This is a genomic window from Micromonospora rubida (assembly GCF_009908295.1).
GTDB lineage: Bacteria > Actinomycetota > Actinomycetes > Mycobacteriales > Micromonosporaceae > Micromonospora > Micromonospora rubida.
In genome coordinates, this window is record NZ_JAAALO010000003.1 from 46,010 (window position 1) to 70,575 (window position 24,566).

Below are 24,566 nucleotides of genomic sequence, written 5' to 3' on the forward strand. Positions count from 1 at the left end.
AAGGTTCCCAACGGCGGGCCGCCCTTCCCCCCGGCGCATCCGCCATGACGACAGGAGTACCGATGCGCATCCGTACCGCGGGTGTGGTCGCCGTCCTCGGCCTGGCGCTGGCCGCCACCGGCTGCGGCGGTGGCGACGACGACAGCAGCGCGCCGGCCGCGAAGGAGTCCGCCAAAGCCCCCGTCGGCGGCAAGCTGGTGATCTGGGCCGACGACAAGCGCACCGCCGCCCTCAAGCCGTTCGCCGAGAAGTTCGGCCAGGAGAACGGCGTCACGGTCGAGGTGCAGGCCGTCTCCAAGGACCTGCAGACCAACTTCGTGACCGCCTCGCAGCAGGGCAGCGGCCCGGACGTCGTGGTCGGCGCGCACGACTGGATCGGCAACCTCGTCCAGAACGGCGCCATCGACCCCGTGCAGCTCGCCGCCGAGCAGAAGAGTGGCTTCAACGAGACCGCCGTCAAGGCAGTCACGTTCAACGGCCAGCTCTACGGCGTGCCCTACGCCATGGAGAACCTGGCGCTGATCCGCAACACCGAGCTGGCCCCCGAGGCGCCGAAGACCATCGAGGACCTGGTCGCCGCAGGCAAAAAGCTCAAGGCCGAAAAGAAGGCCAGCGAGATCCTCTGCCTCCAGTCCGGCCAGAACGGCGACGCCTACCACGTCTACCCGCTCTACACCTCCGGTGGCGGATACCTCTTCGGCACGGCCGCCAACGGCGACTACGACCCGAAGGACCTGGGCGTGGGCAAGCCGGAGTCGATCGAGGCGTTCAAGAAGATCGCCAAGCTCGGTGAGAAGGGCGACGGCGCGCTGAAGCGCTCGATCACCGCCGAGAACTCGATCGCCAACTTCACCAGCAAGAAGTGCGCCTACCTGGTCTCCGGCCCGTGGGCCGTCGCGGACGCCAAGAAGGCCAACATCTCCTACGACATCACCCCGGTCCCCGGCTTCGCCGGTGGCAAGGAGGCCCAGCCGTTCGTCGGCGTCCAGGCGTTCTACGTGGCCGCGAAGGGCAAGAACAAGGCCCTCGCCCAGGAGTTCGTGGCCAACCACGTCACCACCCCCGAGCTGGCCGTGGCGCTCTACAACGCCGAGGCCCGCCCGCCGGCGCTGACCGCCGCCCTCGACCAGGTCAAGGGCACCGACCCGGACCTGGCCAAGTTCCAGGAGGCCGGCAAGAACGGCCAGGTGCTCCCGGCGATCCCGGCCATGGCCACCATCTGGGACCCGTTCGGCAAGGCCGAGGCCGCCATCATCGGCGGCGCCGACCCGGCCAAGACGATCACCGCGGCCGGCAAGACCATCTCCGGCCAGATCAAGTAATGAGCACGTCGCTGTCCGGCCCGGGGGCTGCCACGCAGTCCCCGGGCCGGGAGCCCGCCGGCCCCGGGCTGCCGGGCAAGTCCCGCACCGCGCGACACCGCGCGCCGACCACCATGACCGGTCTGCTCGTCAAGGTGGTCCTGCTCGGCCTGACCGCCGGGATCGCGATCTGGGCGGCCTTCCCGCTCGTCGAGGCGGAGAAGTGGGTCGGGCTGGCCCCGCTGGCCGCCACCACCGCCGGGCTCTTCTACCTCTACCTGACCAGCCGGCACATCCCGGCGAAGTACCTGGTCCCCGGCACGCTCTTCCTGATCGCGTTCCAGGTGGTCCCGGTGCTCTACACGGCGAGCACCGCCTTCACGAACTTCGGCGACGGCCACCGCGGCACCAAGGAAGACGCCGTCGTCGCCATCCAGACCGCCTCGGTCAAGCAGGTGCCCGGCTCCACCGAGTACGCCCTCTCCGTGGCCACCCAGGGCGACCCGGCGACCGGCCCGCTCGTCTTCCTGGTCAGCGACCCGGGCACCGGCGTCGTCTCGGCCGGCGACGCAGGCGGGCTGCGCCAGCTCGCCCCGGCCGACGTCACCGTGGCCGCCGGCGGCAAGGTCACCGCCGCCGACGGCTACACCGTGCTCAACTTCGGCCAGGCCAGCGCCCGCAGCCAGGAGATCACCGACCTGGTCGTGCCGACCTCCGGCGGCGCGCTGCGCTCCGCCGGCCTGTCCCGCGCCTACGAGGGCAAGGCGATCCGGGGGTACGACGCCGGTTGCGACTGCGTCAAGGACATCGATACCGGCAAGACCTGGACGGCGGACGAGGAGGCCGGCGCCTTCGTCGCCCCCGACGGCGAGCGGCTGGCCCAGGGCTGGAAGGTCACCGTCGGGCTGAAGAACTTCTCCCGGGTGCTCACCGACCCAGCCATCTCCGGGCCGTTCTTCGGCACACTGCTGTGGAACCTCGCCTTCGCCGTCGGCTCCACCGGCGGCACGTTCATCCTGGGCATGTTCATCGCCCTGGCGCTGCACTCGCCCCGGATGCGGGGCACCAACATCTACCGGGTCCTGCTGATCCTGCCGTACGCCATGCCGTCCTTCGCGATGCTGCTGGTCTGGCGGGACATGTTCAACACCGACTTCGGGCTGATCAACAACCTGTTCGGGCTCGGGGTGGACTGGTTCGGCCAGGAGTGGTCGGCCCGGATCGCGGTGATCCTGGTGCAGCTCTGGCTCGGCTACCCGTACATGTTCCTGGTCGCCACGGGCGCGCTCCAGGCCATCCCGAAGGAGCTGACCGAGGCGTCCTCGGTCGACGGCGCGTCGCCCTGGCAGTCGTTCCGGGCGGTCACCCTGCCGCTGCTGCTGGTGGCGCTCTCCCCGCTGCTGATCGCGTCGTTCGCGTACAACTTCAACAACTTCAACGCGATCTACCTGACCACCGAGGGCGGCCCGTTCCCGGCGGACAACCCGAGCGCGGGAGCGACGGACCTGCTGATCACGTACACGTACCGGCTGGCCTTCGGGGCGCAGGGCGCCCAGTTCGGCCTGGCGGCCGCGGTGTCGATCTTCATCTTCACCATCGTCGCGGTGGTGTCGGCGGTGAGCTTCCGGCGCACCCGTAAGCAGGAGGAGGTGTACTCGTGACCTCGCTCAGCGGCACTCCGGTCGGGGGCGGCGCGACCAGCACCGCCCCGGCCGTCAACCGCAACGCGGGCCGGCGTCGCAACCGGTGGTTCGCCCAGGTCGGCTGGCGTCACCTGGTCGCCGTGTCGGCGGTCGCGTTCAGCCTCTTCCCGATCCTGTTCGTGCTGTCGGCCGCGCTCAACCCGCTCGGCACGCTCTCCTCGACGGAGTTGCTGCCGACCGGGGCGTCCCTGGAGAACTTCACCAACCTGTTCGACCGTACGGCGTTCGGGTGGTGGTTCTTCAACTCGCTGCTCATCGCCGGGGTGGCCTCGTTCGCGTCGGTCTTCCTGTCGGCGCTGGCGGCGTACGCCTTCTCCCGGATGCGGTTCTCCGGTCGGCGGGTCGGGCTGCTGTCGCTCCTGCTGATCCAGATGTTCCCGCAGTTCCTGGCGATCGTGGCGATCTTCCTGCTCTTCACGACGATCACCGACCTGTGGCCGGCGATCGGCTTCAACACCCCGTGGGGCCTGCTGCTGCTCTACCTGGGCGGCGCGCTGGGCGTGAACACCTGGCTGATGAAGGGCTTCTTCGACACGCTCCCCCGGGAGCTGGACGAGTCGGCCACGGTGGACGGTGCCACGCACGCCCAGGTCTTCTTCCGGATCATGCTGCCGCTGGTGGCGCCGATCCTGGCGGTGACCGGCCTGCTCGCCTTCATCGGCACCATCAACGAGTTCCTGATGGCGAACGTCTTCCTGACCAACAGCGAGTCGAAGACCCTCGCGGTCGGCATGTTCGGCCTGGTGGCCGGCGAACGCAACAACAACTTCGGGATCTTCGCGGCGGGCACCCTGCTCACCGCGATCCCCACGGTGCTGGTCTTCCAGATGGTCCAGCGCTACATCGTCTCCGGCCTCACCGCCGGAGCCGTCAAGGGATGAATCGGATGGGTGGCCGCCCTCCGGCGGAGGACGGGGTCAGCGTGCCGGCTCCGCCAGCCGCCTGATCCCACCCGATCTCCCGTTCGCTGCGGCAAGGGCGTCGGCGTCCGACGTACACCGGAGCAGTCACGGATCGACCGCCGCGGTCGGGGAACCGGCCGCGGCGGGAGACCCATTCCTCTCCCCGTCCGACCGACGCGAAAGGCATTGCCATGTCCCTGTTGCCGCACCACGACGGATCCGCCCCGCCCCTGTTGCCGCACCACGACGGATCCGCCCTGTACGTCCCCGAACAGGAACCCGCGCTCGGCGACACCGTCGACGTCTTCGTGCGGGTGCCGGCCGGCGCCAACGTCCGGCAGGTGCACGTGCGGACCACCGGTGACGGCGAGCCCCGGTTCGCCGAGGCGGCCGTCGACCGCACCGACGGCGGCGACGTCTGGTGGCGGGTCCCCGTCGAGGCCCGCAACCCGGTCAGCAACTACCGGTTCATGCTCACCGGCAGCCGCGGCTACCGCTGGCTGAACGCGGCCGGCGTGGTGTCCCACGACGTGCCCGACAACGGCGACTTCAAGCTGGTCACCCACGCCCCGCCGCCCGCCTGGGCCCGGGACGCGGTGATCTACCAGGTCTTCCCGGACCGGTTCGCCCGCTCCGCCGCCGCCGACGGACGGGACCTGCCGGACTGGGCCATCCCGTGCGACTGGGACACCCCCGTGATCGGCCGTGGCCCGGAGACCCCCCGCCAGTTCTACGGCGGCGACCTGGACGGCGTCACCGAGCGGCTGGACCACCTGGACCGCCTCGGGGTGAACACCGTCTACCTGACCCCGATCTTCCCGGCCCGCTCCAACCACCGCTACGACGCGGCCAGCTTCGACACCGTCGACCCGCTGCTCGGCGGTGACGCCGCGCTGGCCCGCCTCGCCGACGCCGTACGCGCCCGGGGCTGGCGGCTGCTCGGCGACATCACCAGCAACCACACCGGCGACGCGCACGAGTGGTTCACCCGGGCCGCCTCCGACGTGTCCGCGCCCGAGCGGGAGCTGTACTACTTCGACGAGGCGACCGGCTGCGGCCGGGAGCCGTCGTACGAGTCCTGGAACGGGGTCAGGTCGCTGCCGAAGCTGAACTGGGGCAGCGCCGAGCTGCGCAGGCGCTTCGCCACCGCCGACGACTCGCTGCTGCGCCGCTGGCTGCGGCCGCCGTACGGGCTGGACGGCTGGCGGGTGGACGTGGCGAACATGACCGGCCGGCGGGGTGCCGACGCGTACACCCACGAGGTGGCGGCGCTGCTGCGCGAGGTGGTGGCCGACACCCGGGCCGACGGGCTGCTGATGGCCGAGCACGGCCACGACCACACCGGCGACCTGGACCGGGGCGGCTGGCACGGCACGATGAACTACGTCGGCTTCACCGACCCGGTCTGGTCCTGGCTGCGGCACGGCGACGACCCGGTGCCGAACTTCCTCGGCACCCCGGGCGGGGTCCGGCGGCGGGACGCGGACGCGGTGCTCGCGACGATGAACACCTATCGTTCGCTGATCTCCTGGCGGTCCTACACCCACTCGTGGCAGCTGCTCGGCTCGCACGACTCGGCCCGGATCCGCACCGTGGTCGGGGACGCGGCCCGGCAGGAGGTGGCCGCCGGCCTGCTCGCCACCATGCCCGGCACCCCGGTGATCTTCGCCGGGGACGAGCTGGGGCTGACCGGAGCCAACGGCGAGGGCTCGCGTACCCCGATGCCGTGGCACCGGCCCGAGAGCTGGGACGCCTCGACGTTCGCCGCGTACCGCGCCCTGATCGCGCTGCGCCGCGCGGAGCCCGCGCTGCGCCACGGCGGCCTGCGCTGGCTGCACGCCGACGCGGACACGCTGGTCTTCCTGCGCGAGGCCCCGACCGGGGCGGTGCTGGTGCTGGCCCGCCGCGCCGCCGGTGACCCGATCCGCCTGACCGGCCTGCGGCCGGCGGAGAACCTCCACGGCGGCGCCCCCGCCCTACGCCCCGACCCGGACGGCACGACCACCCTCCCGTCCGACGGCCCCACCTTCCAAACCTGGCGCCTAACCTGACCCACCCCTACCACCCCTACCCACCCCGCCCTGCCTTACCCCGCCCGCCCCGCCCGCCCGCCCCGCCCCAGCTGCGGCGATCTTGCACTCACGGCCCCGACAAAACGGGTATTCAACCCAGATCCAGGGCCCAAAGTGCAAGATCGTGGTGGGGGTGGGGTGGGGTGGGAGGGAGCGGGCGCCTGCGAGGTAGGTGGCGCGGTCCGGGCGGTCGGGGAGTAGGTGCTGGAGGAACCAGCCCTCGACGGCGCGGGCGCCGTCCGGCCCGTCGCCGTCCTGGCCGGGTACGCGCTGGTCGGGCTCGTGCTGGTGCTGGTCGCCCGTCGCCCGGCCGTCGGCGCAGCGCCCGACGGCGGGGGCGGTCACGGACACGCGTTGATTCGCCCCGCTACTACGATCCGTCGTTGATGGGGGAGGATAGTGCGCGTGGAAGCTCTGAGACTGATTCTTCTCTACGTCCATCTGATCGGGTTCGCCCTGCTGCTCGGCGGCACGATCGCCCAGTACGTCAGCGGTCGACTGCGGATCAACGCGGCCATGCTGTGGGGGTCGGTCATCGGCCTGTTGACCGGAATCGGCCTGTCCGCCCCGTTGCGCGACGGCGACGAACCGGCCCCCGCGAAACTTGTTACCAAGTTGGTGCTCGCGCTGCTGATCTTTGTCATGGTCTTCTTCTCCCGGAAGCGGGAGTCGATCAACCGTGGCCATTTCCTCGCCATCGCAGGCCTGACCCTGGTCAACGCGGCGGTGGCAGTCTTCTGGCGGTAGCGACCTGACCAGGGGGCCGGCTGTGGGAAACGGACGTTCGCGACACCGAACCGGTCCACTGTCAGCGCGACTAGTGATCTGCCGCACCCCAAAGGGTCACGTAGGGGTAACAGGCGCTCAACAGTCGTGCACGATTGTCGGTCGGTGGGTGGGCGCGGCGTACGCTCCCGTCCGTAACGTGGGACGCCGGCGGCGTAGCGCAGGCCGGCTCAAGGGCTGCCACCGCGCAGAGCGGTGTGCAATGGGAAGGAGACGTCTTGCGCTCTGTGCGTGGGATGCGGATCGCCTCCGCCTTCGTGGCGGGTGGGCTCGTGCTGGGCGCCGCCGCGTGTGGTGAGGCCCCCGAGGACGACAAGGACGCCGGGAGCACCGGCGCCAAGAAATACAGCGCCTGCATGGTGACCGACGTCGGCGGCATCGACGACAAGTCGTTCAACACCTCCGCCTGGAAGGGCCTGGAGGAGGCCAACAAGGTCAACAGCAACATCGACAAGAAGTACGTCGCGTCGAAGGCCGAGGCGGACTACGAGGTCAACCTGACCGGGTACGTCAACCAGAAGTGCGATTTCATCCTGGCCGTCGGCGGTCTCATGACCGACGCCACCAAGAAGATCGCCCAGGCGAACCCGAACCAGCAGTTCGGCATCGTCGACTCGAACCCGGGTGTGGCCAACATCTACCCGATGCAGTTCGACACCGCGCAGGCCGCGTTCCAGGCCGGCTACCTGGCCGCCGGGATGAGCAAGAGCGGCAAGGTCGGCACCTACGGCGGCCTGCCGATCCCGCCGGTGACCATCTTCATGGACGGCTTCGCCGACGGCGTGGCGCACTACAACAAGGCCAAGAGCAAGAACGTCCAGGTGCTGGGCTGGGACAAGGCGACCCAGAAGGGTTCCTTCACCAACGACTTCAGCAAGCAGGACGAGGGCAAGAAGGTCTCCGACACCCTGGTCGCCCAGGGCGCGGACATCATCATGCCGGTCGCCGGCGGCGCGGGCCTCGGCACCACCGCGGCGGCCCAGGCCTCCGGCGGCAAGTACTCGGTCATCTGGGTCGACGCCGACGGCTGCGAGAGCACCCCGAACTGCTCGGCGCTGCTGACCACCGTGGTCAAGAACATCGCCGACTCCGTCAAGGAGGCCGTGCTCAAGGCCGCCGGTGGCGAGAAGCTCCAGGCCACCCCGGGCTTCGTGGGCAACCTGGCCAACAACGGCGTCTCGCTCGCCCCGTACCACGACTTCGACAGCAAGGTCCCGGCGGACCTCAAGGCCGAGGTCGAGAAGCTCAAGGCGGACATCGCCGCCGGCACCATCACGGTCACCTCGAAGGCCCAGCCGGCCAAGTGACCGCTCCGTCGGCCACCGCGGTGCGATCATCGACCGCGGTGGCCGGCGGGCTCCACGTCTGACGACCGGCCGCCTCGACGTACGCGGGGAGCACCCCCGCGGAGCCGGGGCGGCCGGTCCGCGCCACCCGACGCCCGGCCCCGCGGCGGACCCGCCGCACCATCGCTCGCACTCCAGGAGGTTGCGCTGAAACTCGAACTGCGCGGCATCACCAAACGGTTCGGTGATCTGGTCGCCAACGACCACATCGACCTGACGGTTGAGCCTGGAGAGATTCACGCCCTGCTCGGCGAGAACGGCGCCGGCAAGTCGACCCTGATGAACGTGCTCTACGGGCTCTACCAGCCCGACGAGGGCGAGATCCTGGTCGACGGGAAGCCGCTGAAGCTGAGGGGCCCGTCGGACGCGATCGCGGCCGGGATCGGCATGGTGCACCAGCACTTCATGCTGGTGCCGGTCTTCACCGTCGCCGAGAACGTCATGCTCGGCGCCGAGCAGGTCAAAGGCGGCATCGCCGGGATCCTGGACCGGCGGCGTGCCCGGCGCGAGGTCGCCGAGGTCTCCGAGCGGTACAACCTGCGGGTCGACCCGGACGCGGTGATCGAGGACCTGCCGGTCGGCATCCAACAGCGGGTGGAGATCGTAAAGGCCCTCACCCGCGACGTCGACCTGCTGATCCTCGACGAGCCGACCGCCGTGCTCACCCCGCAGGAGACCGAGGAACTGCTCACGGTCATGCGGTCGCTCAAGGCCGCCGGCAAGTCGATCGTCTTCATCACCCACAAGCTCGGCGAGGTCAAGGCCATCGCCGACCGGATCACCGTGATCCGGCGCGGGAAGACCGTGGGCACCGCCTCGCCGACCGCGAGCCGGGACGAACTGGCCGCCAAGATGGTGGGCCGCAGCGTCCGGCTGACCGTGGAGAAGCCGCCGGCCACCCCGGGCCGGCCGATCCTGGAGGTCGCCGGCCTGGTCGTCGACGACGACCGGCAGATCCGCGCCGTCGACGGGGTCGACCTGACGGTGCGCGCGGGCGAGGTGCTCGGCGTGGCGGGCGTGCAGGGCAACGGCCAGACCGAGCTGATCGAGGCCATCATGGGCCTGCGTCCGGTCCTCGCCGGCACGGTCACCCTGGACGGCCAGCCGGTGCACGGCTGGTCGACCAAGAAGGTGCTGCGCGCCGGGGTCGGTTACGTCCCCGAGGACCGCAGCGTCGACGGCCTGGTCAAGGAGTTCTCCGTCGCCGAGAACCTGGTGCTGGACATCTACGACCGCCCGCCGTTCGGCAAGGGGCTGTCGTTGAAGCCGGACGCCATCGCGAAGTCGGCGCAGGAGCGGATCGAGCAGTTCGACGTCCGTACCCCGTCGGCCGACGCGGCCGTCGGGACCCTCTCCGGCGGCAACCAGCAGAAGGTGATCGTGGCCCGGGAGCTGTCCCGGCCGCTGAAGCTCTTCATCGCCGCCCAGCCCACCCGCGGCGTCGACGTCGGCTCCATCGAGTTCATCCACTCCCGGGTCATTCGGGAGCGGGACGAGGGCACCGCCGTCATGGTCGTCTCCAGCGAGCTGGACGAGGTGATCAACCTGGCCGACCGGATCGCGGTGATGTACCGGGGCCGGGTCATCGGCATCGTCGGCCCGGACACCCCCCGCGAGGAGATCGGCCTGCTGATGGCCGGCATCACCCCCGACGCGGCCACCGAAGCCGCCGCCCCGGCCGCCGACGCGGCGACCCCGGCCCCCGAGGGCCCCGGTAGCGAGGACGAGGCATGAACAACCCCAACCCGGTGTCGGGCTCATCCGACAGGGACCCGGTGTCGGGCTCTCCCGACAGGGACCCGGTGTCGGGCTCTCCCGACAAGGACCCGGCGACCGAGGCGGCGCGGGTCGCTGCCGGCGGTGCGAACCGGGCCGCCGCGGTCACCGCCCCGAAGCGGCCGGAGCCGGAGGCCCGCCCCTCGCTGGGCCGGCTGTTCCTGGACAACCTCTGGGCGGCCAACACGGTCACCGTCACGGTGCTCGCGGTGCTGCTGGCAATGTTCGTGGGCGCCGTGCTGATCATCGTGTCGGACCCGGACGTGCTGGCCACCTACGGCTACATCACCGCCCGCCCGCTCGACGCCCTGAACGCGAGCTGGACGGTGGTCAGCGAGGCGTACGCGAACCTGTTCAAGGGGGCGATCTTCGACCCCGAGGCGTCCGGGTTCACCGCGGTGCTCAGCCCGATCTCCGAGACGCTGACCTACACCGCGCCGCTGGTCTTCACCGGCCTGTCGGTGGCGCTGGCCTTCAGGGGCGGCCTGTTCAACATCGGCGCGCAGGGCCAGGCCACCATCGGCGTCATCCTCGCCGCGCTGGCCGGCTTCCTGCTGCCGCTGCCGCCGGTGCTGCACCTGATCGTCGCGCTGCTCGCCGGCGCGGTCGGCGGCGCGCTCTGGGGCTTCATCCCCGGCATCCTGAAGGCTCGCGCCGGCGCCCATGAGGTGATCAACACGATCATGCTCAACTACGTCGCGGTGTACTTCCTGTCCTGGATCATCATTCAGAGCGGCGTGCAGAACCCCGACCGGGCCGACGCGATCAGCAAGCCCGTCGACTCCTCCGCCCAGTTCCCCCGGCTGCTCGGCGGCGACCTGCGGGTGCACGCCGGCATCCTGCTGGCCGTGCTGGCCACCTGGTTCGTCGCCTGGCTGCTCAACCGCTCCACCTTCGGCTTCGAGCTGCGCGCGGTCGGCGCGAACCCGGACGCCGCCCGCACCGCCGGCATCAGCGTCGCGAAGACGTACGTGCTGATGATGGCGATCGCCGGCCTGCTCGCCGGGCTCGGCGGCAGCCAGATGGTGCTCGGCTCGACGGCGAACGCGCTCACTCCGCTGGTGGTCGCCCAGATCGGGTTCGACGGCATCCTGGTGGCCCTGCTGGGACGGGTCAAGCCGTGGGGCGTGCTGCTGGCCGCGCTGCTGTTCGGCGCGCTCCAGGCCGGCGGCAACCGGATGCAGTCGTACTCGGGGATCTCGCTGGAGCTGGTCACCGTGCTTCAGGCGCTGATCGTCATCTTCATCGCCGCGCCGGCCCTGGTGAAGGCGATCTTCCAGCTCCGGGCCGCCCGTGCCGCCCGGTTGCAGACGAGCCTGGCGAAGGGCTGGTAACACATGTCAACCATGGCTGTTCCGGACGTCGCCGTGGCCCAGGTCGACGAGGGCTTCTGGACCCGTACCCGCAAGATCGGCGCGGTGCTGCTGGCGCTCGGCGTGCTCGCGGCGGTGCTCTTCGGGGCGCTCGCCACCGACCAGCAGGCCCGCTTCACCCTCAGCGAGACCGAGGGCGGCGCTGCGCTGGAGATCCACGGCACCGTCGGCGCGATCCTGTTCGGCGTCATCGCCGCGGCGGCCGGCGCGGCGCTGATGGCCGGGGTGCCGAAGCGCTGGTTCACCGTGCTGCTCGGCGTCGGGCTGGTCGCCTTCGTGCTGTCGTTCCTGTGCTGGCAGGTCTCCGCCGCCCCGGAGGGGCGGAACTTCATGCCCCTGGTCAACATCGTGCGCGGCACCTTCATCCTGGCTCTGCCGCTGATCTTCGGCGCGCTGGCCGGGGTGCTCTGCGAGCGCTCCGGCGTGGTCAACGTGGCCATCGAGGGACAGTTGCTGATGGGCGCGTTCAGCGGCGCGCTGTTCGGCAGCCTCTCCGGGAGCGTCTGGGTGGGCCTGGTCGCCGCCGCGATCGGCGGCGCGTTCATCTCGCTGCTGCTGGCCGTGTTCGCCATCCGTTACCTGGTCGACCAGGTGGTCATGGGCATCGTGCTGAACCTGCTGGCGGTCGGCATCACCGGCTTCCTCTACGAGCGGCTGATGCAGACCAACGCGGAGAAGTACAACTCCGCGCCCAGGTTCAGCAACTGGGAGATTCCCCTGCTCAGGGACATCCCGGTGCTCGGGCCGGCGCTGTTCCGCAGCAACATCTTCCTCTACCTCGGCCTGCTGCTGGTGCTGGTGATCCACATCGCGCTGTTCCGCACCCGCTGGGGCCTGCGCACCCGGGCGGTCGGCGAGCACCCCACCGCCGCCGACACCCTCGGCGTGAAGGTGCTGGGGCTGCGCTACCGCAACGTCCTGCTGGCCGGAGTGGTGGCCGGGATCGGCGGCGCGTCGTACACGCTGGCGCTCTACTCGTTCACCAAGAACATGATCGGCGGCAAGGGCTTCATCGCCCTGGCCGCGCTGATCTTCGGCCGTTGGAGCCCGACGGGGGCGCTGCTCGCGGCGCTGTTCTTCGGCTTCGCCGACCAGCTCGGCACGTACCTCGGGGCGATCGGCAGCAGCATCCCGAGCCAGTTCCTGGCCATGCTGCCGTACCTGGCGACCATGCTGGCCGTGGCCGGGCTCGTCGGCAAGGTCCGCGCGCCGGCCGCCGACGGCAAGCCGTACATCAAGGGCTGAGGCCCTCGTCGAAACCGCGCCCGGTGGGAAAACCCCGCCGGGCGCGGTCGTGCCTGCGGCACGTGACGCAGCTGGGCGCCCGCCGCCGACGGGGCCTCGTATACGTCGACCCCGGTGTCGAGGCACGGCCCTGCCCTGCCCGCGCCTGGCCGGCGTGAATTGGGCAGAATGGCGGGATGACCGACATCGACTGGGAGCGGCTGCGGGCCGCCGCCACCGAGGTGATGCGACACGCGTACGTGCCGTACTCGAAGTTCCCGGTCGGGGCCGCCGCCCTGGTCGACGACGGCCGGATCGTGGTCGGCTGCAACGTCGAGAACGCCGCGTACGGCGTGGTGCTCTGCGCCGAGTGCGGGGTGGTCTCCTCGCTGCACGCCACCGGCGGCGGCCGGCTGGTCGCGCTCTCCTGCGTCGACGCCACCGGCGAGCCGCTGATGCCGTGCGGCCGGTGCCGGCAGCTGCTCTGGGAGCAGGGCGGCCCGCAGTGCCTGGTCGAGGCCAAGGACGGCCCGCTGAGCATGGCCGAGCTGCTGCCGCACGCCTTCGACGTGGCCGACATCGAGGCGGTGACCGGCGAGCGGCCGGTGCCGGTGGTGCCGGACCGGCTGGCCGCCTGGCGGGGGCGGGGCACCGTCTTCGTGCACCCGGACCTGTCCGCCGGGCAGCAGGTGTGGACGGCGTACTGGGAGCGGTCGGCCGGGGACACGGAGGGCGCCGAGACCGGCGTGCTGGAGGAGGGCCCGAGCTGGGGCGATCCGGCCGAGGCGATCGCCTGGGGTCATGCCCGCACCCCGCGCGTGGTGGTGGTCGACGCGACCGGCACCATCTTCTGGGCCGGCGAGGGCGAACCGCCGATGGAGGTGCCGGTCCGCTGGGCGGGCTGAGCCGGGTGGTGGCTGGCCGCGGGCCGGAAGTTGCGAGGACGAGAAGAGGAACTCAACGGTGAGTGCTTTCACGGCGGTCGACGTCATCCGGGCCAAGCGGGACGGTGGCGTGCTGAGCGACGCCCAGATCGACTGGGTGGTCGACGCGTACACGACGGGTCTGGTGGCCGACGAGCAGATGTCGGCGCTGGCCATGGCGATCCTGCTGCGCGGCATGACCGGGCCGGAGATCGCCCGGTGGACCGCCGCGATGATCGCCAGCGGGGAGCGGCTGGACCTCTCCGCCGTCGACCGGCCGACCGTCGACAAGCACTCCACGGGTGGCGTCGGTGACAAGATCACCCTGCCGCTCACCCCGCTGGTCGCCGCCTGCGGCGCCGCCGTGCCGCAGCTCAGCGGCCGGGGCCTCGGGCACACCGGCGGCACGCTGGACAAGCTGGAGTCGATCCCCGGCTGGCGGGCGGCGCTGAGCAACGACGAGTTCATCACCCAGCTCCGCGACGTCGGAGCGGTCATCTGCGCGGCCGGCGCGGGGCTCGCCCCCGCGGACCGCAAGCTGTACGCGCTGCGCGACGTGACCGGGACCGTCGAGGCCATCCCGCTGATCGCCAGCTCGATCATGAGCAAGAAGATCGCGGAGGGCACCGGCGCGCTGGTGCTCGACGTGAAGGTCGGCTCCGGCGCGTTCATGAAGTCCGTCGAGCAGGCCCGCGAGCTGGCCCGGACGATGGTCGAGCTGGGCGGCGCGCACGGCGTGCGGACCATCGCCCTGCTCACCGACATGTCCACCCCGCTCGGCCTGACCATCGGCAACGCCGTCGAGGTGACCGAGTCGGTCGAGGTGCTCGCCGGGGGCGGCCCCGCCGACGTGGTGGAGCTGACCCTGGCGCTGGCCCGCGAGATGCTCGACGCGGCCGGGCTGCCGGACGCCGACCCGGCGGCCGCCCTGCGCGACGGCCGGGCGATGGACTCCTGGCGGGCGATGATCCGCGCCCAGGGCGGTGACCCGGACGCCCCGATGCCGACCGCGAAGGAGGTCGAGGTGGTCCGCGCGGACGCGGACGGCTTCGTGGCGGCGGTCGACGCGTACGCCATGGGGGTGGCCGCGTGGCGGCTCGGCGCCGGGCGGGCCCGCAAGGAGGACCCGGTCAGCGTGCCGGCGGGGGTCGTGCTGCACCGGCGTCCGGGCGACCCGGTGCGGGCGGGCGACCCGATCTACGAACTGCGCACGGACGACGCCGCCCGGATTCCGGCGGCGGCCGACGACGCCGCGCGGGCGGTACGGATCTCGTCGGTCGCGCCCGCCGCGACGCCGCTGGTCATCGAGCGGATCGGCTGAGCGCGACGGTCGCCCGGGCGGCATGGTGCCGGCCGACCCGGAGCGCTATCCTCCCTGGCCAGGGGGACAAGCCGGCGCTGAGTCGTCGCGAGCAGACAGGAATTTTCCGCCGTGACCGTACCCGCCCCGGATCCACGGGAGGTGCGTGAGGCGAGCCTGGACGAGTTGTCCCGGCTGCGTCTCCCGCTGCCGCCGGCCCAGTTCCCGCTCGTGTGGGAGCCCGGCGACCAGATCGAGCTCCGACCCACGGTGGAGATCGAGGCCCGCATCGCGGTGCTGCACCTGATCCTGGCCCGCTGCTTCGGGATGCCGCCGCAGTCGGCGATGAGCTGGCTGCTCGCCTCGCACCTGGTCGACATGGTCACGCCGCCGGAGTTCCAGTTCGTGACCGGCGGCAAGGGCGACCACCGGTCGTTCGTGCTGCACCACGACGCGCTCTTCGCGCTGGCGTGGGTGCTCGGCCTGACCAAGCAGCTCGACCCGACGCTGCCGGTCGACGAGCGGCTGGTGGAGCGGATGCCGCAGATCCCCGACGGGGAGACCCTCGGCCTTTGGCGGGCCCGGATCCTCACCGCCCCGCAGCATCCCGCCGACGCGGCGGCCCTGCTGGACCTGCACTACTGCCTGGACTGGGCGTACCTGGAGACGGAGCGGGCCGGCCGGACGCCGCCGGGGCTGGTGGACGCGAACGCGATCGGCCAGCGCCGGTGGGCCCTGGAGTGGGCGGTGATCCTGCGCGGGCCGTACCACGACGAGCCCCCCGGCTGGGAAGAGGTGGACCTCTCCACCTGACCGGCCGGCACGGAAAGCGGCGGGCGGTCAGCGGGGCGTCGGGCGCCAGACGGCCAGCCGCACCGCGACGGTCACCCGGACGGGCTCGGGGAGGGCGGCCACCCGGGCGGCGAGCCCGGCCGGGTCGGTGTGCCAGGCGCTGGGGCCCATCCCGACCAGCGTCGCGACCTCCGGGCCGGTCAGCGCCAGCTCCCGCCGGTGCGCCGTGGACGTCGCCGGGGTGAAGTGCCCGCCGAGGCTCTCGGCGACCCGGTCCGCCTTGGCCGGGTCCACCCGCAGCAGGCCGAGGGCGCCGACCAGTTCGGTGAGGTGATCCTCGGCCGGGGTCACCACGAGCAGGGACCCGGCCGGGTCGAGCACCCGGTGGAACTCGGCCCCGTTGCGCGGGGCGAAGACGTTCAGCAGCACGGCCGTGGCGGCGTCGGCCAGGGGCAGCCGCTGCCAGGTGTCGGCGAGCGCCGCCGCCGCGCGCGGGTGCGCCCGCGCGGCCCGGCGCAGCGCCGGCTTCGACACGTCCAGGGCGAGACCCGCGGCGTCCGGCAGCGCCGCCAGCACCGCCGCGAGGTGCCGGCCCGTCCCCGCCCCGGCATCCACCACCAGGGGGTACGCCCCGACGGCGCGCGCCCCGACCAGGTGCTCCACGGCCTGCGTGGCGGCGGCGGCGAGGGCGGTGGAGATCAGGTCGTAGTGGCCGGCGGAGAGGAAGTCGGCGCGGGCGGCCACCATCTCGGCGGTGTCCCCGACGTGCGGGGCGCGGCCGGCGAGCAGGTTCACGTAGCCCTGGCGGGCCACGTCGAAGCTGTGCCGGCGCGGGCAGCGCAGCGCGCTGGCACCGCCGGCGACGACCTCGGCCAGCGGCTCGGCGCAGACCGGGCAGCGGAGCCGGTCGACGATGCGGGGGTCCACGTCAGGCGTCCAGGTAGGTCAGCACCGCGCGTACCCGGCGGTGGTCGTCGTCGCAGTCGCGCAGGGGCCGGCCGACGCCGAGCAGGCTGAGCCCGGCGGTCAGGAGGGTGGCCAGGAAGTACACGATGCCCAGGAAGGCCAGCCCCGCCGCGACGGTCAGCCGGGTGACCTGCCGCCAGATCTGCCGCACGCCGCTCATCGGACCATTCTCCCAGCCGGCACGACGGCCTCCGGTGGCGCGGGGCGCGTACGCCGGTCCGAAGGTGGCGTGGGCACCACCAGGGTCACCGCCGCGCGTCGTCCGGGCCGGTCAGGTGGTCGACCACCCGGTGGGTCAGCGCGTCCAGCGCGGCGATCTCGTCGGGGGTCAGCAGGTCGATGAGGTGCCGGCGGACCGCCGCCACGTGGCCGGGGGCCGCTGCCTCGACGGCGCGTCGGCCCTCGGCGGTGAGCGCGACGACCGCGCCCCGCCCGTCCGCCGCGCACTCCTCGCGGGTGACCAGGCCACGCTGCTGCATGCGGGTCAGATGGTGGGAGAGCCGGCTGCGCGACCAGAGCATCCGGTCGGCCAGCTCGCTGAGCCGTAGCCGCCGGTCGGGCGTCTCCGCCAGGTCGGAGAGGACGTCGTAGTCGGGCTCGGAGAGCCCCGCGTCCCGCATCAGCTCGCGGGCCAGCTCCAGGTCGAGCAGGCGGCGCATCCGCCGGTATCCGCGCCAGGCGCTCTGCTCCCGCTCGTCGAGCCAGCGTGGTCGTTCCATGCCATCCATCCTAGACATCTGGTTGACATGTCATCAATCTGCCTCCTAATGTAGGTGACATGTCAACCAGATGGCCGAGCCGGCTGGTCCGCCTGCTGGCCGGCCGCGTCGGCCCCGGCACCCTCCTCTTCGCCGTCAGCATCGGGCCGCTGGCGCACCACCTCATCCCGAAGTTCACCGTGCCGGCCCCGCGCCGGCCCCCCACCACAGGAACGACACCGCCATGCCCTGCCTGACCGTCATCGTCGCCAGCACCCGGCCCGGCCGGGTGGGCCGCCGGACCGGCGACTGGTGCACCGCGATCGTCGCCGAGCACGACGCCTTCGACGACGTACGCCTCGTCGACCTCGCCGAGGTGGGCCCGCCCTTCCACGACGAGCCGCACCACCCCTCCGAGAGGCGCTACCTGCACCGGCACACCGCCGCCGTCGACGCCGGGGCCGCCTTCGTCTTGGTGGCCCGGCTGTCCGCCGCCCTCGCCCCGCTGCGGGTGCCGGCATGAACGCCCGCCTGTGGGAGCTGTTCGGGGAGCGCGGCCGGGGCGTGCTGGTCACCCTGCGGCGCGACGGTCGGCCCCAGCTGTCCAACCTCGACTACCTCGCCGAGCCCGGCCTGATCCGCTGCTCCACCACCGGCGACCGGGCCAAGGTGCGCAACCTGCGCCGCGATCCCCGGGCCAGCCTGCACGTCACCACCTCCGACGGCGGGGCGTACGCGGTCGCGGAGGGCGTGGTCACGCTCACCCCGCCGGCGGCGGCGCCCGACGACGCAGGCGTCGAGGAGCTGGTCGAGGTCTACCGGCGGATCCGCGGCGAGCACCCCGACTGGGCCGACTACCGGGCGGCGATGGTCGCCGACGGTCGGCTGGTGCTCCGGCTCGCCGTCGAGCGGGTGTACGGCTGGCGTCCCTGACCAGGCGCGGGGCCGGCCCCGCGGCCCGGCCACGCGGGCCGGGCCGGTCGGGTGACCCGGGGCGCCTGGCCGGACCGGACCGGCGGTACGCCGACCGCCGATCCCCGCCGGTCCCGTAGGCGGGCTCGGCGGGGCCGACTAGGGTCTGAGCATGGTCGCGACAATCCGTTACGAGGACATCGTCAAGATCCCGAAGGCGCTGCTGCACGATCACCTCGACGGCGGCCTGCGGCCGGCGACGATCGTCGAGCTGGCCGCCGAGGTGGGTCACGAGCTGCCCACCACCGACCCCGAGGCGCTGGGCCGGTGGTTCGTCGAGGCGGCCGACTCCGGCTCCCTGGAGCGCTACCTGGAGACGTTCGCGCACACCGTCGCCGTCATGCAGACCGCGTCGTCGCTGCGGCGGGTGGCCAGGGAGTGCGCCCAGGACCTGGCCGCCGACGGGGTGGTCTACGCCGAGGTGCGGTTCGCCCCCGAGCAGCACCTGGAGCGGGACCTGACGCTGGACGAGGTGGTGGAGGCCGTCGTCACCGGGTTCACCGAGGGCGCGGCGCTGGCCGCGGAGGCCGGCACCCCGATCCGGGTCGGCACCCTGCTCACCGCGATGCGGCACGCCGCCCGGTCGCAGGAGATCGCCGAGCTGGCCGTCCGGCACCGGGACGCCGGGGTGGTCGGCTTCGACATCGCCGGCGCGGAGGCGGGCTTCCCGCCCACCCGGCACCTGGACGCCTTCGAGTACCTCCAGCGGGAGAACTTCCACTTCACCATCCACGCCGGCGAGGCGTTCGGGCTGCCGTCGATCTGGCAGGCCATCCAGTGGTGCGGCGCGGACCGGCTCGGCCACGGGGTGCGCATCGTCGACGACATCACCCCCGGCGACCCGCCGACGCTCGGCCGGCTGGCCGCGTACGTGCGGGACAAGCGGATCCCGCTGGAGCTGTGCCCGTCGTCGAACGTGCAGACCGGGGCGGCGGCGTCCATCGCCGAGCACCCGATCGGGCTGCTGCGCGACCTGCGCTTCCGGGTGACGGTGAACACCGACAACCGGCTGATGAGCGGCACCTCGATGTCCCGGGAGATGGCGCTGCTGGTGGACGCCTTCGGCTATGGCTGGAAGGAACTCCAGTGGTTCACGATCAACGCGATGAAGAGCGCCTTCATCCCGTTCGACGAGCGGCTGGCGATCATCGATGAGGTGATCAAGCCCGCGTACGCGAAGGTGTTGGGCTGATCAGTGGTGGTGCGGGTGGCCGGCGAGCAGGTCGGCCACCCGGCGCAACACCTCGCGGGCCGGGGCCGGCTGCGCGCCGAGCCCCGCCTGTCGGCGCAGCACCGCAGGCTCGGCGCGCAGCAGGGCCAGCCCTCGGCGCAGCAGCACGCCTGGGGCCTTGCGCTGTTCGGCGAGGTCACGGGTCAGCCGCCGGAGGAAGGTGGTCCCCCTCGGGCGGCGCAGCGCGTACGCCCCGGCGAGCAGCCCCCGGCGTCGACACTCCTCGACGATTTCGGCGGCGAAGATTCCTTCGGCGACGAAGAGCGGCGACCCGGCGACCTCGAACGGCCGGGTGGCCACTCGGCGATCCGCACCGATCGCATAAACCGGCACTTCGGCCTTTCCGTCTCGGGACAGCCGGGCGATCGTCTCCACGGCGGCCTCGGCGTCCCACGACCGCGGTGAATCCCAGTCCACAAGGTTGTTTCGGCGTGGCAACGTAGGGTCATCGCCGTTCTTGTAGAAGTCGTCCAAACAGAGAACCGGAAGCCCGGTTCGTTGCGCGATGTACGACTTTCCGGAGCCGGATGGGCCAGCGAGCAGGACGACGCGGTGCGGGTGATCCATTACTTTGTGTGACTCCGGCCAGACGGATTGCGAGCAAATTGCATCAACATCTCATCACACCCCCGGCAACCGCCAACCTGGGCTTTCTCTTTGGAAGTCGGCGTGATGGAATCTCGGAGGTCCGACCCGCCGGGTCGGTCGCTGGGCGGTGCCCGGGACAACACGCGGACGCTGTGATCGCGAGGGCGGTGACGTGAGCAAACGGCCGAAGACGGCGGGCTCCTTCCTGTCGCGACTGCGTCGGCCGGCCGGCCGGCTCCGCGACATGCCGATCTGGTCCAAGCTCGGTCTCATCATGATCGTGCCGACCATCGCGACGGTGGTCGTCGGCACCAGCGGCCTCGTCGACAACCTGGACACCCTGAACAACGCCAACCGCTCCGGCGACCTGGCCAACCTCGTCGGCTACTCCGGTGAGCTGGTCAACAGCCTCCAGGACGAGCGCACCTCGGCGGTGCTGCTGCTCGGGGCCACCGGCGAGCAGCCCACGGCCCGATACCAGGAGTTGTACAACCGGGTCAACGGCCGGGTCGACCAGGCCACGAAGCCCTACCTGCAACAGCGCGCCAAGATCGAGGACCTGCCGGCCAGCCTGGACAGCATCCTCGACGGGATCGACCGGAACCTCAAGGACCTGCCCGGCACCCGCAGCCAGGTGTTCAACGGCAAGCTGAAGAGCATCGACGCGATGCAGGCGTACGAGGGTCTGATCAACGACCTGCTCGCCGTCCGCGACTCCGCCACCCAGCTCGCCGGCGACAACGACCTGAGCGACCGGATGCGGGCCGCAGCCGCCGTCGCCCGCGAGAAGGAATACCTCTCGGTCCGCCGGGTCGTGGTGCACCGCGCGCTGATCCAGCGCGAGCTGACCCCGGTGCTGCGCACCGACTACATCGCCAGCGGCACCGGCCAGCAGCAGGCGCTGCAGAGCTTCAAGGCGGTCGCCAACTCCGCCGAGGCGGACCTGCACGACCAGACCGTGTCCGGCGGTGACCGGCGCGAGGCGCAGAACTACACCGGCTGGATCGACGGCAACATCAACGGCAGCATGACCGAGGCGCCGTTCGCGGCGGACCAGTGGGACGCGGCCATGGTGGCCAACGCCAAGCTGATCCGCACCGTCGAGGCGAAGCTGGACGGCGACGTGGTCCGGCAGGCCGACGGGTTGCGCTCGGACGTGCAGCGCACGGTGTTCCTGCAGACCGGCCTGCTGCTCAGCATGCTGCTGCTGGCCATCCTCTTCGCCTACCTGGTCGCCCGGTCGATGGCCCGCTCGCTGCGCGACCTGCGGGAGGGCGCGCTCAACATCGCCCGGTACGGGCTGCCCCAGGCGGTCGCCCGGCTGCGCGACCCGCAGATCTCCAGCCAGCTCTCCCCGGTCCAGGTGGCCAACCAGATCGCCGAGCCGCTGCCGGTCCGCAGCAAGGACGAGTTCGGCCAGGTGACCGAGGCGTTCAACGCGGTCCACCTGGAAGCCGTCCGGACCGCGGCCGAGCAGGCCGCGCTGCGCGCGTCCGTCGCGACCATGTTCGTCAACCTGGCTCGCCGCTCGCAGATCCTGGTCGACCGGCTGATCGGCCACCTCGACCGGCTGGAGCGCGGCGAGGAGGACCCGGACCGGCTGGCCGAGCTGTTCCAGCTCGACCACCTGGCCACCCGGATGCGCCGCAACGACGAGAACCTGCTGGTGCTCGCCGGTGCCGACTCCACCCGCGTGCAGCGCGAGCCGGCGGCGTTGATCGACGTGCTCCGGGCCGCCCAGTCCGAGGTCGAGCACTACACCCGGATCGAGTTCGGGGTGATCGACCGGGACATCGAGGTCGCCGCGCACGCGGTCAACGACATGGTCCACCTGGTCGCCGAGCTGTTCGACAACGCGACCGCCTTCTCCCCGCCGGACTCGCAGGTGATGGTGGAGGCCCGTCGCGTCGGCGACCGCGCCTCCCTCTACGTCGAGGACCGGGGCATCGGCATCAGCGGCGACCAGCTCGCCGAGCTGAACGAGCGGCTGGCCACGCCGCCGCAGGTGGACGTGGCCGTCTCCCGGATGATGGGTCTGGTCGTGGTCGCCCGCCTGGCGTCCCGGCACGGGGTCAGGGTCGAGCTGCGGCCCGGAGCCGACCGGGGCACCGTCGCCGACGTCACCCTGCCCACCTCGGTCCTGGTGCCCCGCGCGCTCTCCGGCCGGGTCCAGCAGCCGTCCGCGCTGCCAGCCTCCGGTCCGCAGTCGGCCGGTCCGCAGCCCTTCGGTCCGCACTCGTCCTCCAGCCCGCAGCCGGCCGGGGCACCCCCGGCCCTGGGTGCGTTCGCCGCCTTCGGTGGCGGCCCGTCGGCCCCCGTGCCGACGCAGCGGCCCGGGCACTCCGGCAACCAGGTCACCCTGGGCGGCCGGACGTTCGACCCGGCCTCGCGCAACGGCCACGACACGCCCACCCCGGCCGGGGGTCCCGTCCGGTCGATGCCGGCCTGGTCCGACCTGACGGGGGCCAGCGGGGTCGGCGGCGGTGACGCTGTCGGCCCGCGCACCTCGAACGGGCAGCCGATCGACCCGCTGCCGCAACGGCGTGCCCCCGGCGGCGCCGGCCCGGACAGCACGGGTCAGCAGCCGGTGATCCCTCGGCAGCTGCCGAGCAGCCCTGAGGCCCGGGGTTGGACCCCGCCGCCGGTCTCCGCCCCTCCGGTTTCGGGCGTGCCGGTCTCCGGCCAGCCGATCTCGGCCGCCCCGTTCCCGGGCGCGCCGGTCTCCGGTCAGCCGTATTCTGCGGCGCCCGTCTCCGGTCAGCCGTATTCTGCGGCGCCCGTCTCCGGTCAGCCGTATTCTGCGGCGCCGCTGCCGAGCCGGCCGGCGCCGTCGGCTCAGGGGCCGGCCGCGCCGCCGGCTTGGCCGCCGGTGGCCCCGCCGGCGCGGGAGCCGGCCACCCCGCCGGTGCCCGAGCGCCTCGCAGCCGCCCTGGACATGACCACGGAACTGCCGCGGGTGCCGCGCACCGACGGGCCGCCCGGGCCGTACGCCCCGGTCGCCCAGCCGACCCCACCGGAACCGGTCCGGCGGCCGGTGCCCCCGCAGGCCCAGAACCAGCAGCGGTACGCCGACGAGACGATGGAACTGCCGATCTTCCGGGAGCTCGAGTCGGCGTGGTTCCGCACCCGCCGTGGGGGCTCCGAGGAGGGCGCCGCCCAGTCGGCACCGGCAAACGGAGCCACGGACCGGACCAGCAGCGCCGTGACCCAGCAGTTCTCCGCGGTCGACGTCGCCGACCGGGCCGTTCAGACACCAGCACCCGGGACGACAGGTAACGCACCGATGGCAGACATCCCGATGGCCGGAGGAGTGCCCCGCGACAACGGGCTGACGACCAGCGGTAGCGCCCAACGGGGTCCCGCCGTCGACCCGTTGACGGCCCGCCGGCCCGGTAGCGCCTGGCAGACCTCAGCCGACGACGGCTGGCGGGCCGCCTCGGCGGCCACCGAGGTCCCGGTCGCGGAGACCACCCGCCAGGGCCTGCCCAAGCGGGTGCCGATGGCCCAGTTGGTGCCGGGCGCGGTGGAGAAGCCGACCGTCTCCGCCCAGCGCCGTACGCCGGAGGGAGTCCGGGGCCTGCTCTCCGCATACCATCGAGGCGTGCAGCGCGGGCGTACCCAACCCGACGGCAACCCGACCAGCCCGGACGTGACTCCGGGAGGGCAGCAATCCTCGCAGTCTGGCTCAGGCCCGGTGGCCGGGAGCGGGCAGAAGGAGCAACAACGATGACAACTACGCAGGATCTCGGTTGGCTGCTGGCCAACTTCGCCGACCGGGTGCCCGGTGTCGCGCATGCGGTCGCCGTCTCCGCGGACGGCCTGCTCCTCGCGTCGTCACGAGACCTTCCGCGTGACCGGGCCGACCAGTTGGCCGCGATCGCGTCCGGACTGGTCAGCCTGACCCAGGGGGCGGCCCGCTGCTTCGAGGGCGGTGCGGTGTTGCAGACAGTGGTCGAGATGGACAATGGCTTCCTGTTCCTGATGTCCATCTCGGACGGTTCGTCCTTTGCCGTGCTCGCAGCCCGTAGCTGCGACGTCGGGCAGGTCGGCTACGAGATGGCCCTCCTGGTCGACCGGGTGGGCGACGCGTTGACCCCGCAGCCGCGTGCGGCTGTGGGAATGATGGGCTGACCTACGCGCTGGCCGGTGGGTCAGGCAGGGCGGCAAGGACAACGACGAGGGGTTCCCTTCCAGGGCCCAGCCGGTGTCAGGGACGAAGGAGGTGAGCGGCGAGATGGTCGATCGTGACGAGCCGACCGGAGCGTTGGTCCGTCCGTACGCCGTCACCCGCGGTCGTACCCGCCCCCGGTTGGACATCGCCCTGGAAGCGCTCGTCGAGACGACGGTGCGCGGCCGTACCGCTGCCAGCAGCAACGGCAGCCAGGGTCGCGAACACCAGTACATCGCCGCGCTGTGTGACGGACGTGTACAGTCGCTCGCCGAGATCGCGGCGCGGCTGCAGCTTCCGCTTGGCGTAGCTAGGGTGCTCATCGCCGACATGGCGACGGACGGCCTGGTCGCGGTCCACGAGCCGACCATTCTGGACGACTCCGACGACACGGTGGGCACTGAACTGCTGGAGAGGGTGCTGAGTGGACTTCGCAGGCTCTGAC

The 24,566-nt window shown here is 72.1% G+C and carries 24 protein-coding genes; 20 read left to right on the forward strand and 4 right to left on the reverse strand.

Translation table 11 applies throughout. From position 1 onward, the window contains the following. Positions 1 to 62 precede the first annotated feature (62 nt). From GVV04_RS09905 to GVV04_RS09965, 13 genes are all read left to right on the forward strand, one after another. A complete protein-coding gene (locus tag GVV04_RS09905; RefSeq protein WP_161686902.1) occupies positions 63 to 1,322 on the forward strand; it encodes a sugar ABC transporter substrate-binding protein in 1,260 nt (419 codons plus the stop codon). Next, positions 1,322 to 2,962, forward strand: coding sequence for an ABC transporter permease subunit (locus tag GVV04_RS09910; RefSeq protein WP_161686904.1), 1,641 nt, complete (start codon positions 1,322 to 1,324; stop codon positions 2,960 to 2,962). Before GVV04_RS09905 ends, GVV04_RS09910 begins: the two co-directional genes overlap by 1 nt. Positions 2,963 to 3,075: 113 nt before the next feature. After that, the gene (locus GVV04_RS09915; protein ID WP_201753333.1) at positions 3,076 to 3,885 is read left to right on the forward strand and encodes a sugar ABC transporter permease; all 810 of its coding nucleotides are present in this window, start codon (positions 3,076 to 3,078) and stop codon (positions 3,883 to 3,885) included. A 212-nt stretch (positions 3,886 to 4,097) separates the two neighbouring features. Then, entirely contained in the window at positions 4,098 to 5,957 is a 1,860-nt protein-coding gene (locus GVV04_RS09920; RefSeq protein WP_161686908.1) for a glycoside hydrolase family 13 protein, read from the forward strand. Positions 5,958 to 6,179: 222 nt separating this feature from the next. Then, positions 6,180 to 6,365, forward strand: a complete 186-nt coding sequence (locus GVV04_RS09925) for a hypothetical protein (protein ID WP_161686910.1) — start codon at positions 6,180 to 6,182, stop codon at positions 6,363 to 6,365. Between the two features lie 18 nt (positions 6,366 to 6,383). Next, positions 6,384 to 6,725, forward strand: a complete 342-nt coding sequence (locus tag GVV04_RS09930) for a hypothetical protein (RefSeq protein ID WP_161686912.1) — start codon at positions 6,384 to 6,386, stop codon at positions 6,723 to 6,725. Between the two features lie 275 nt (positions 6,726 to 7,000). Beyond that, a complete protein-coding gene (locus GVV04_RS09935) occupies positions 7,001 to 8,071 on the forward strand; it encodes a BMP family lipoprotein (RefSeq protein ID WP_161688297.1) in 1,071 nt (356 codons plus the stop codon). A 246-nt stretch (positions 8,072 to 8,317) separates the two neighbouring features. Then, positions 8,318 to 9,844, forward strand: coding sequence for an ABC transporter ATP-binding protein (locus GVV04_RS09940; RefSeq protein WP_328822376.1), 1,527 nt, complete (start codon positions 8,318 to 8,320; stop codon positions 9,842 to 9,844). A gap of 68 nt (positions 9,845 to 9,912) precedes the next feature. Further along, positions 9,913 to 11,220 (forward strand): ABC transporter permease, encoded by a 1,308-nt coding sequence (locus tag GVV04_RS09945; RefSeq protein ID WP_161686914.1) that lies wholly within the window; start codon positions 9,913 to 9,915, stop codon positions 11,218 to 11,220. 3 nt (positions 11,221 to 11,223) lie between these two features. After that, on the forward strand, positions 11,224 to 12,504 hold the full coding sequence (locus GVV04_RS09950; RefSeq protein WP_161686917.1) for an ABC transporter permease: 1,281 nt from the start codon (positions 11,224 to 11,226) through the stop codon (positions 12,502 to 12,504). Between the two features lie 176 nt (positions 12,505 to 12,680). Further along, on the forward strand, positions 12,681 to 13,388 hold the full coding sequence (locus GVV04_RS09955) for a cytidine deaminase (RefSeq protein ID WP_161686919.1): 708 nt from the start codon (positions 12,681 to 12,683) through the stop codon (positions 13,386 to 13,388). Positions 13,389 to 13,446: 58 nt separating this feature from the next. Then, positions 13,447 to 14,727 carry a thymidine phosphorylase gene (locus tag GVV04_RS09960; protein ID WP_161686921.1) on the forward strand — a complete coding sequence of 427 codons (1,281 nt, stop codon included), beginning with the start codon at positions 13,447 to 13,449 and terminating at the stop codon, positions 14,725 to 14,727. A gap of 111 nt (positions 14,728 to 14,838) precedes the next feature. Then, on the forward strand, positions 14,839 to 15,519 hold the full coding sequence (locus GVV04_RS09965; protein WP_161686923.1) for a DUF4272 domain-containing protein: 681 nt from the start codon (positions 14,839 to 14,841) through the stop codon (positions 15,517 to 15,519). Positions 15,520 to 15,546: 27 nt separating this feature from the next. On the opposite strand, the gene GVV04_RS09970 is transcribed toward GVV04_RS09965, so the two are convergent. The 3 genes from GVV04_RS09970 to GVV04_RS09980 all read right to left on the reverse strand — a co-directional run bounded on the left by GVV04_RS09970 (position 15,547) and on the right by GVV04_RS09980 (position 17,183). Further along, positions 15,547 to 16,425 (reverse strand): putative RNA methyltransferase, encoded by an 879-nt coding sequence (locus GVV04_RS09970; RefSeq protein WP_161686925.1) that lies wholly within the window; start codon positions 16,423 to 16,425, stop codon positions 15,547 to 15,549. A gap of 1 nt (position 16,426) precedes the next feature. After that, a complete protein-coding gene (locus GVV04_RS09975; protein ID WP_161686927.1) occupies positions 16,427 to 16,624 on the reverse strand; it encodes a hypothetical protein in 198 nt (65 codons plus the stop codon). An 85-nt stretch (positions 16,625 to 16,709) separates the two neighbouring features. Then, positions 16,710 to 17,183 carry a MarR family winged helix-turn-helix transcriptional regulator gene (locus GVV04_RS09980; RefSeq protein WP_161686929.1) on the reverse strand — a complete coding sequence of 158 codons (474 nt, stop codon included), beginning with the start codon at positions 17,181 to 17,183 and terminating at the stop codon, positions 16,710 to 16,712. Between the two features lie 59 nt (positions 17,184 to 17,242). Here GVV04_RS09980 and GVV04_RS09985 point away from each other — a divergent pair, with 59 nt between their 5' ends. The 4 genes from GVV04_RS09985 (at position 17,243) to GVV04_RS10000 (ending at position 19,326) form a co-directional block, all read left to right on the forward strand. Next, complete coding sequence (locus tag GVV04_RS09985; RefSeq protein WP_161686931.1) at positions 17,243 to 17,419, forward strand: hypothetical protein; 177 nt, start codon at positions 17,243 to 17,245, stop codon at positions 17,417 to 17,419. Then, positions 17,407 to 17,685: an NADPH-dependent FMN reductase gene (locus GVV04_RS09990; protein ID WP_235965946.1), complete on the forward strand. Its 279-nt coding sequence runs from the start codon at positions 17,407 to 17,409 to the stop codon at positions 17,683 to 17,685. Before GVV04_RS09985 ends, GVV04_RS09990 begins: the two co-directional genes overlap by 13 nt. After that, the gene (locus GVV04_RS09995) at positions 17,682 to 18,095 is read left to right on the forward strand and encodes a PPOX class F420-dependent oxidoreductase (protein ID WP_161686933.1); all 414 of its coding nucleotides are present in this window, start codon (positions 17,682 to 17,684) and stop codon (positions 18,093 to 18,095) included. The genes GVV04_RS09990 and GVV04_RS09995 overlap by 4 nt, the downstream gene beginning before the upstream one ends. A gap of 151 nt (positions 18,096 to 18,246) precedes the next feature. After that, positions 18,247 to 19,326 carry an adenosine deaminase gene (locus GVV04_RS10000; protein WP_161686935.1) on the forward strand — a complete coding sequence of 360 codons (1,080 nt, stop codon included), beginning with the start codon at positions 18,247 to 18,249 and terminating at the stop codon, positions 19,324 to 19,326. On the opposite strand, the gene GVV04_RS32985 is transcribed toward GVV04_RS10000, so the two are convergent. Beyond that, positions 19,327 to 19,665 (reverse strand): hypothetical protein, encoded by a 339-nt coding sequence (locus tag GVV04_RS32985; protein WP_235965948.1) that lies wholly within the window; start codon positions 19,663 to 19,665, stop codon positions 19,327 to 19,329. 460 nt (positions 19,666 to 20,125) lie between these two features. Here GVV04_RS32985 and GVV04_RS10010 point away from each other — a divergent pair, with 460 nt between their 5' ends. From GVV04_RS10010 to GVV04_RS10020, 3 genes are all read left to right on the forward strand, one after another. Continuing rightward, positions 20,126 to 23,683 carry a sensor histidine kinase gene (locus tag GVV04_RS10010; RefSeq protein ID WP_161686939.1) on the forward strand — a complete coding sequence of 1,186 codons (3,558 nt, stop codon included), beginning with the start codon at positions 20,126 to 20,128 and terminating at the stop codon, positions 23,681 to 23,683. Beyond that, a complete protein-coding gene (locus GVV04_RS10015) occupies positions 23,680 to 24,084 on the forward strand; it encodes a roadblock/LC7 domain-containing protein (RefSeq protein ID WP_117671056.1) in 405 nt (134 codons plus the stop codon). Before GVV04_RS10010 ends, GVV04_RS10015 begins: the two co-directional genes overlap by 4 nt. 103 nt (positions 24,085 to 24,187) lie before the next feature. Beyond that, positions 24,188 to 24,565 (forward strand): DUF742 domain-containing protein, encoded by a 378-nt coding sequence (locus GVV04_RS10020; protein WP_161688301.1) that lies wholly within the window; start codon positions 24,188 to 24,190, stop codon positions 24,563 to 24,565. Position 24,566 lies beyond the last annotated feature (1 nt).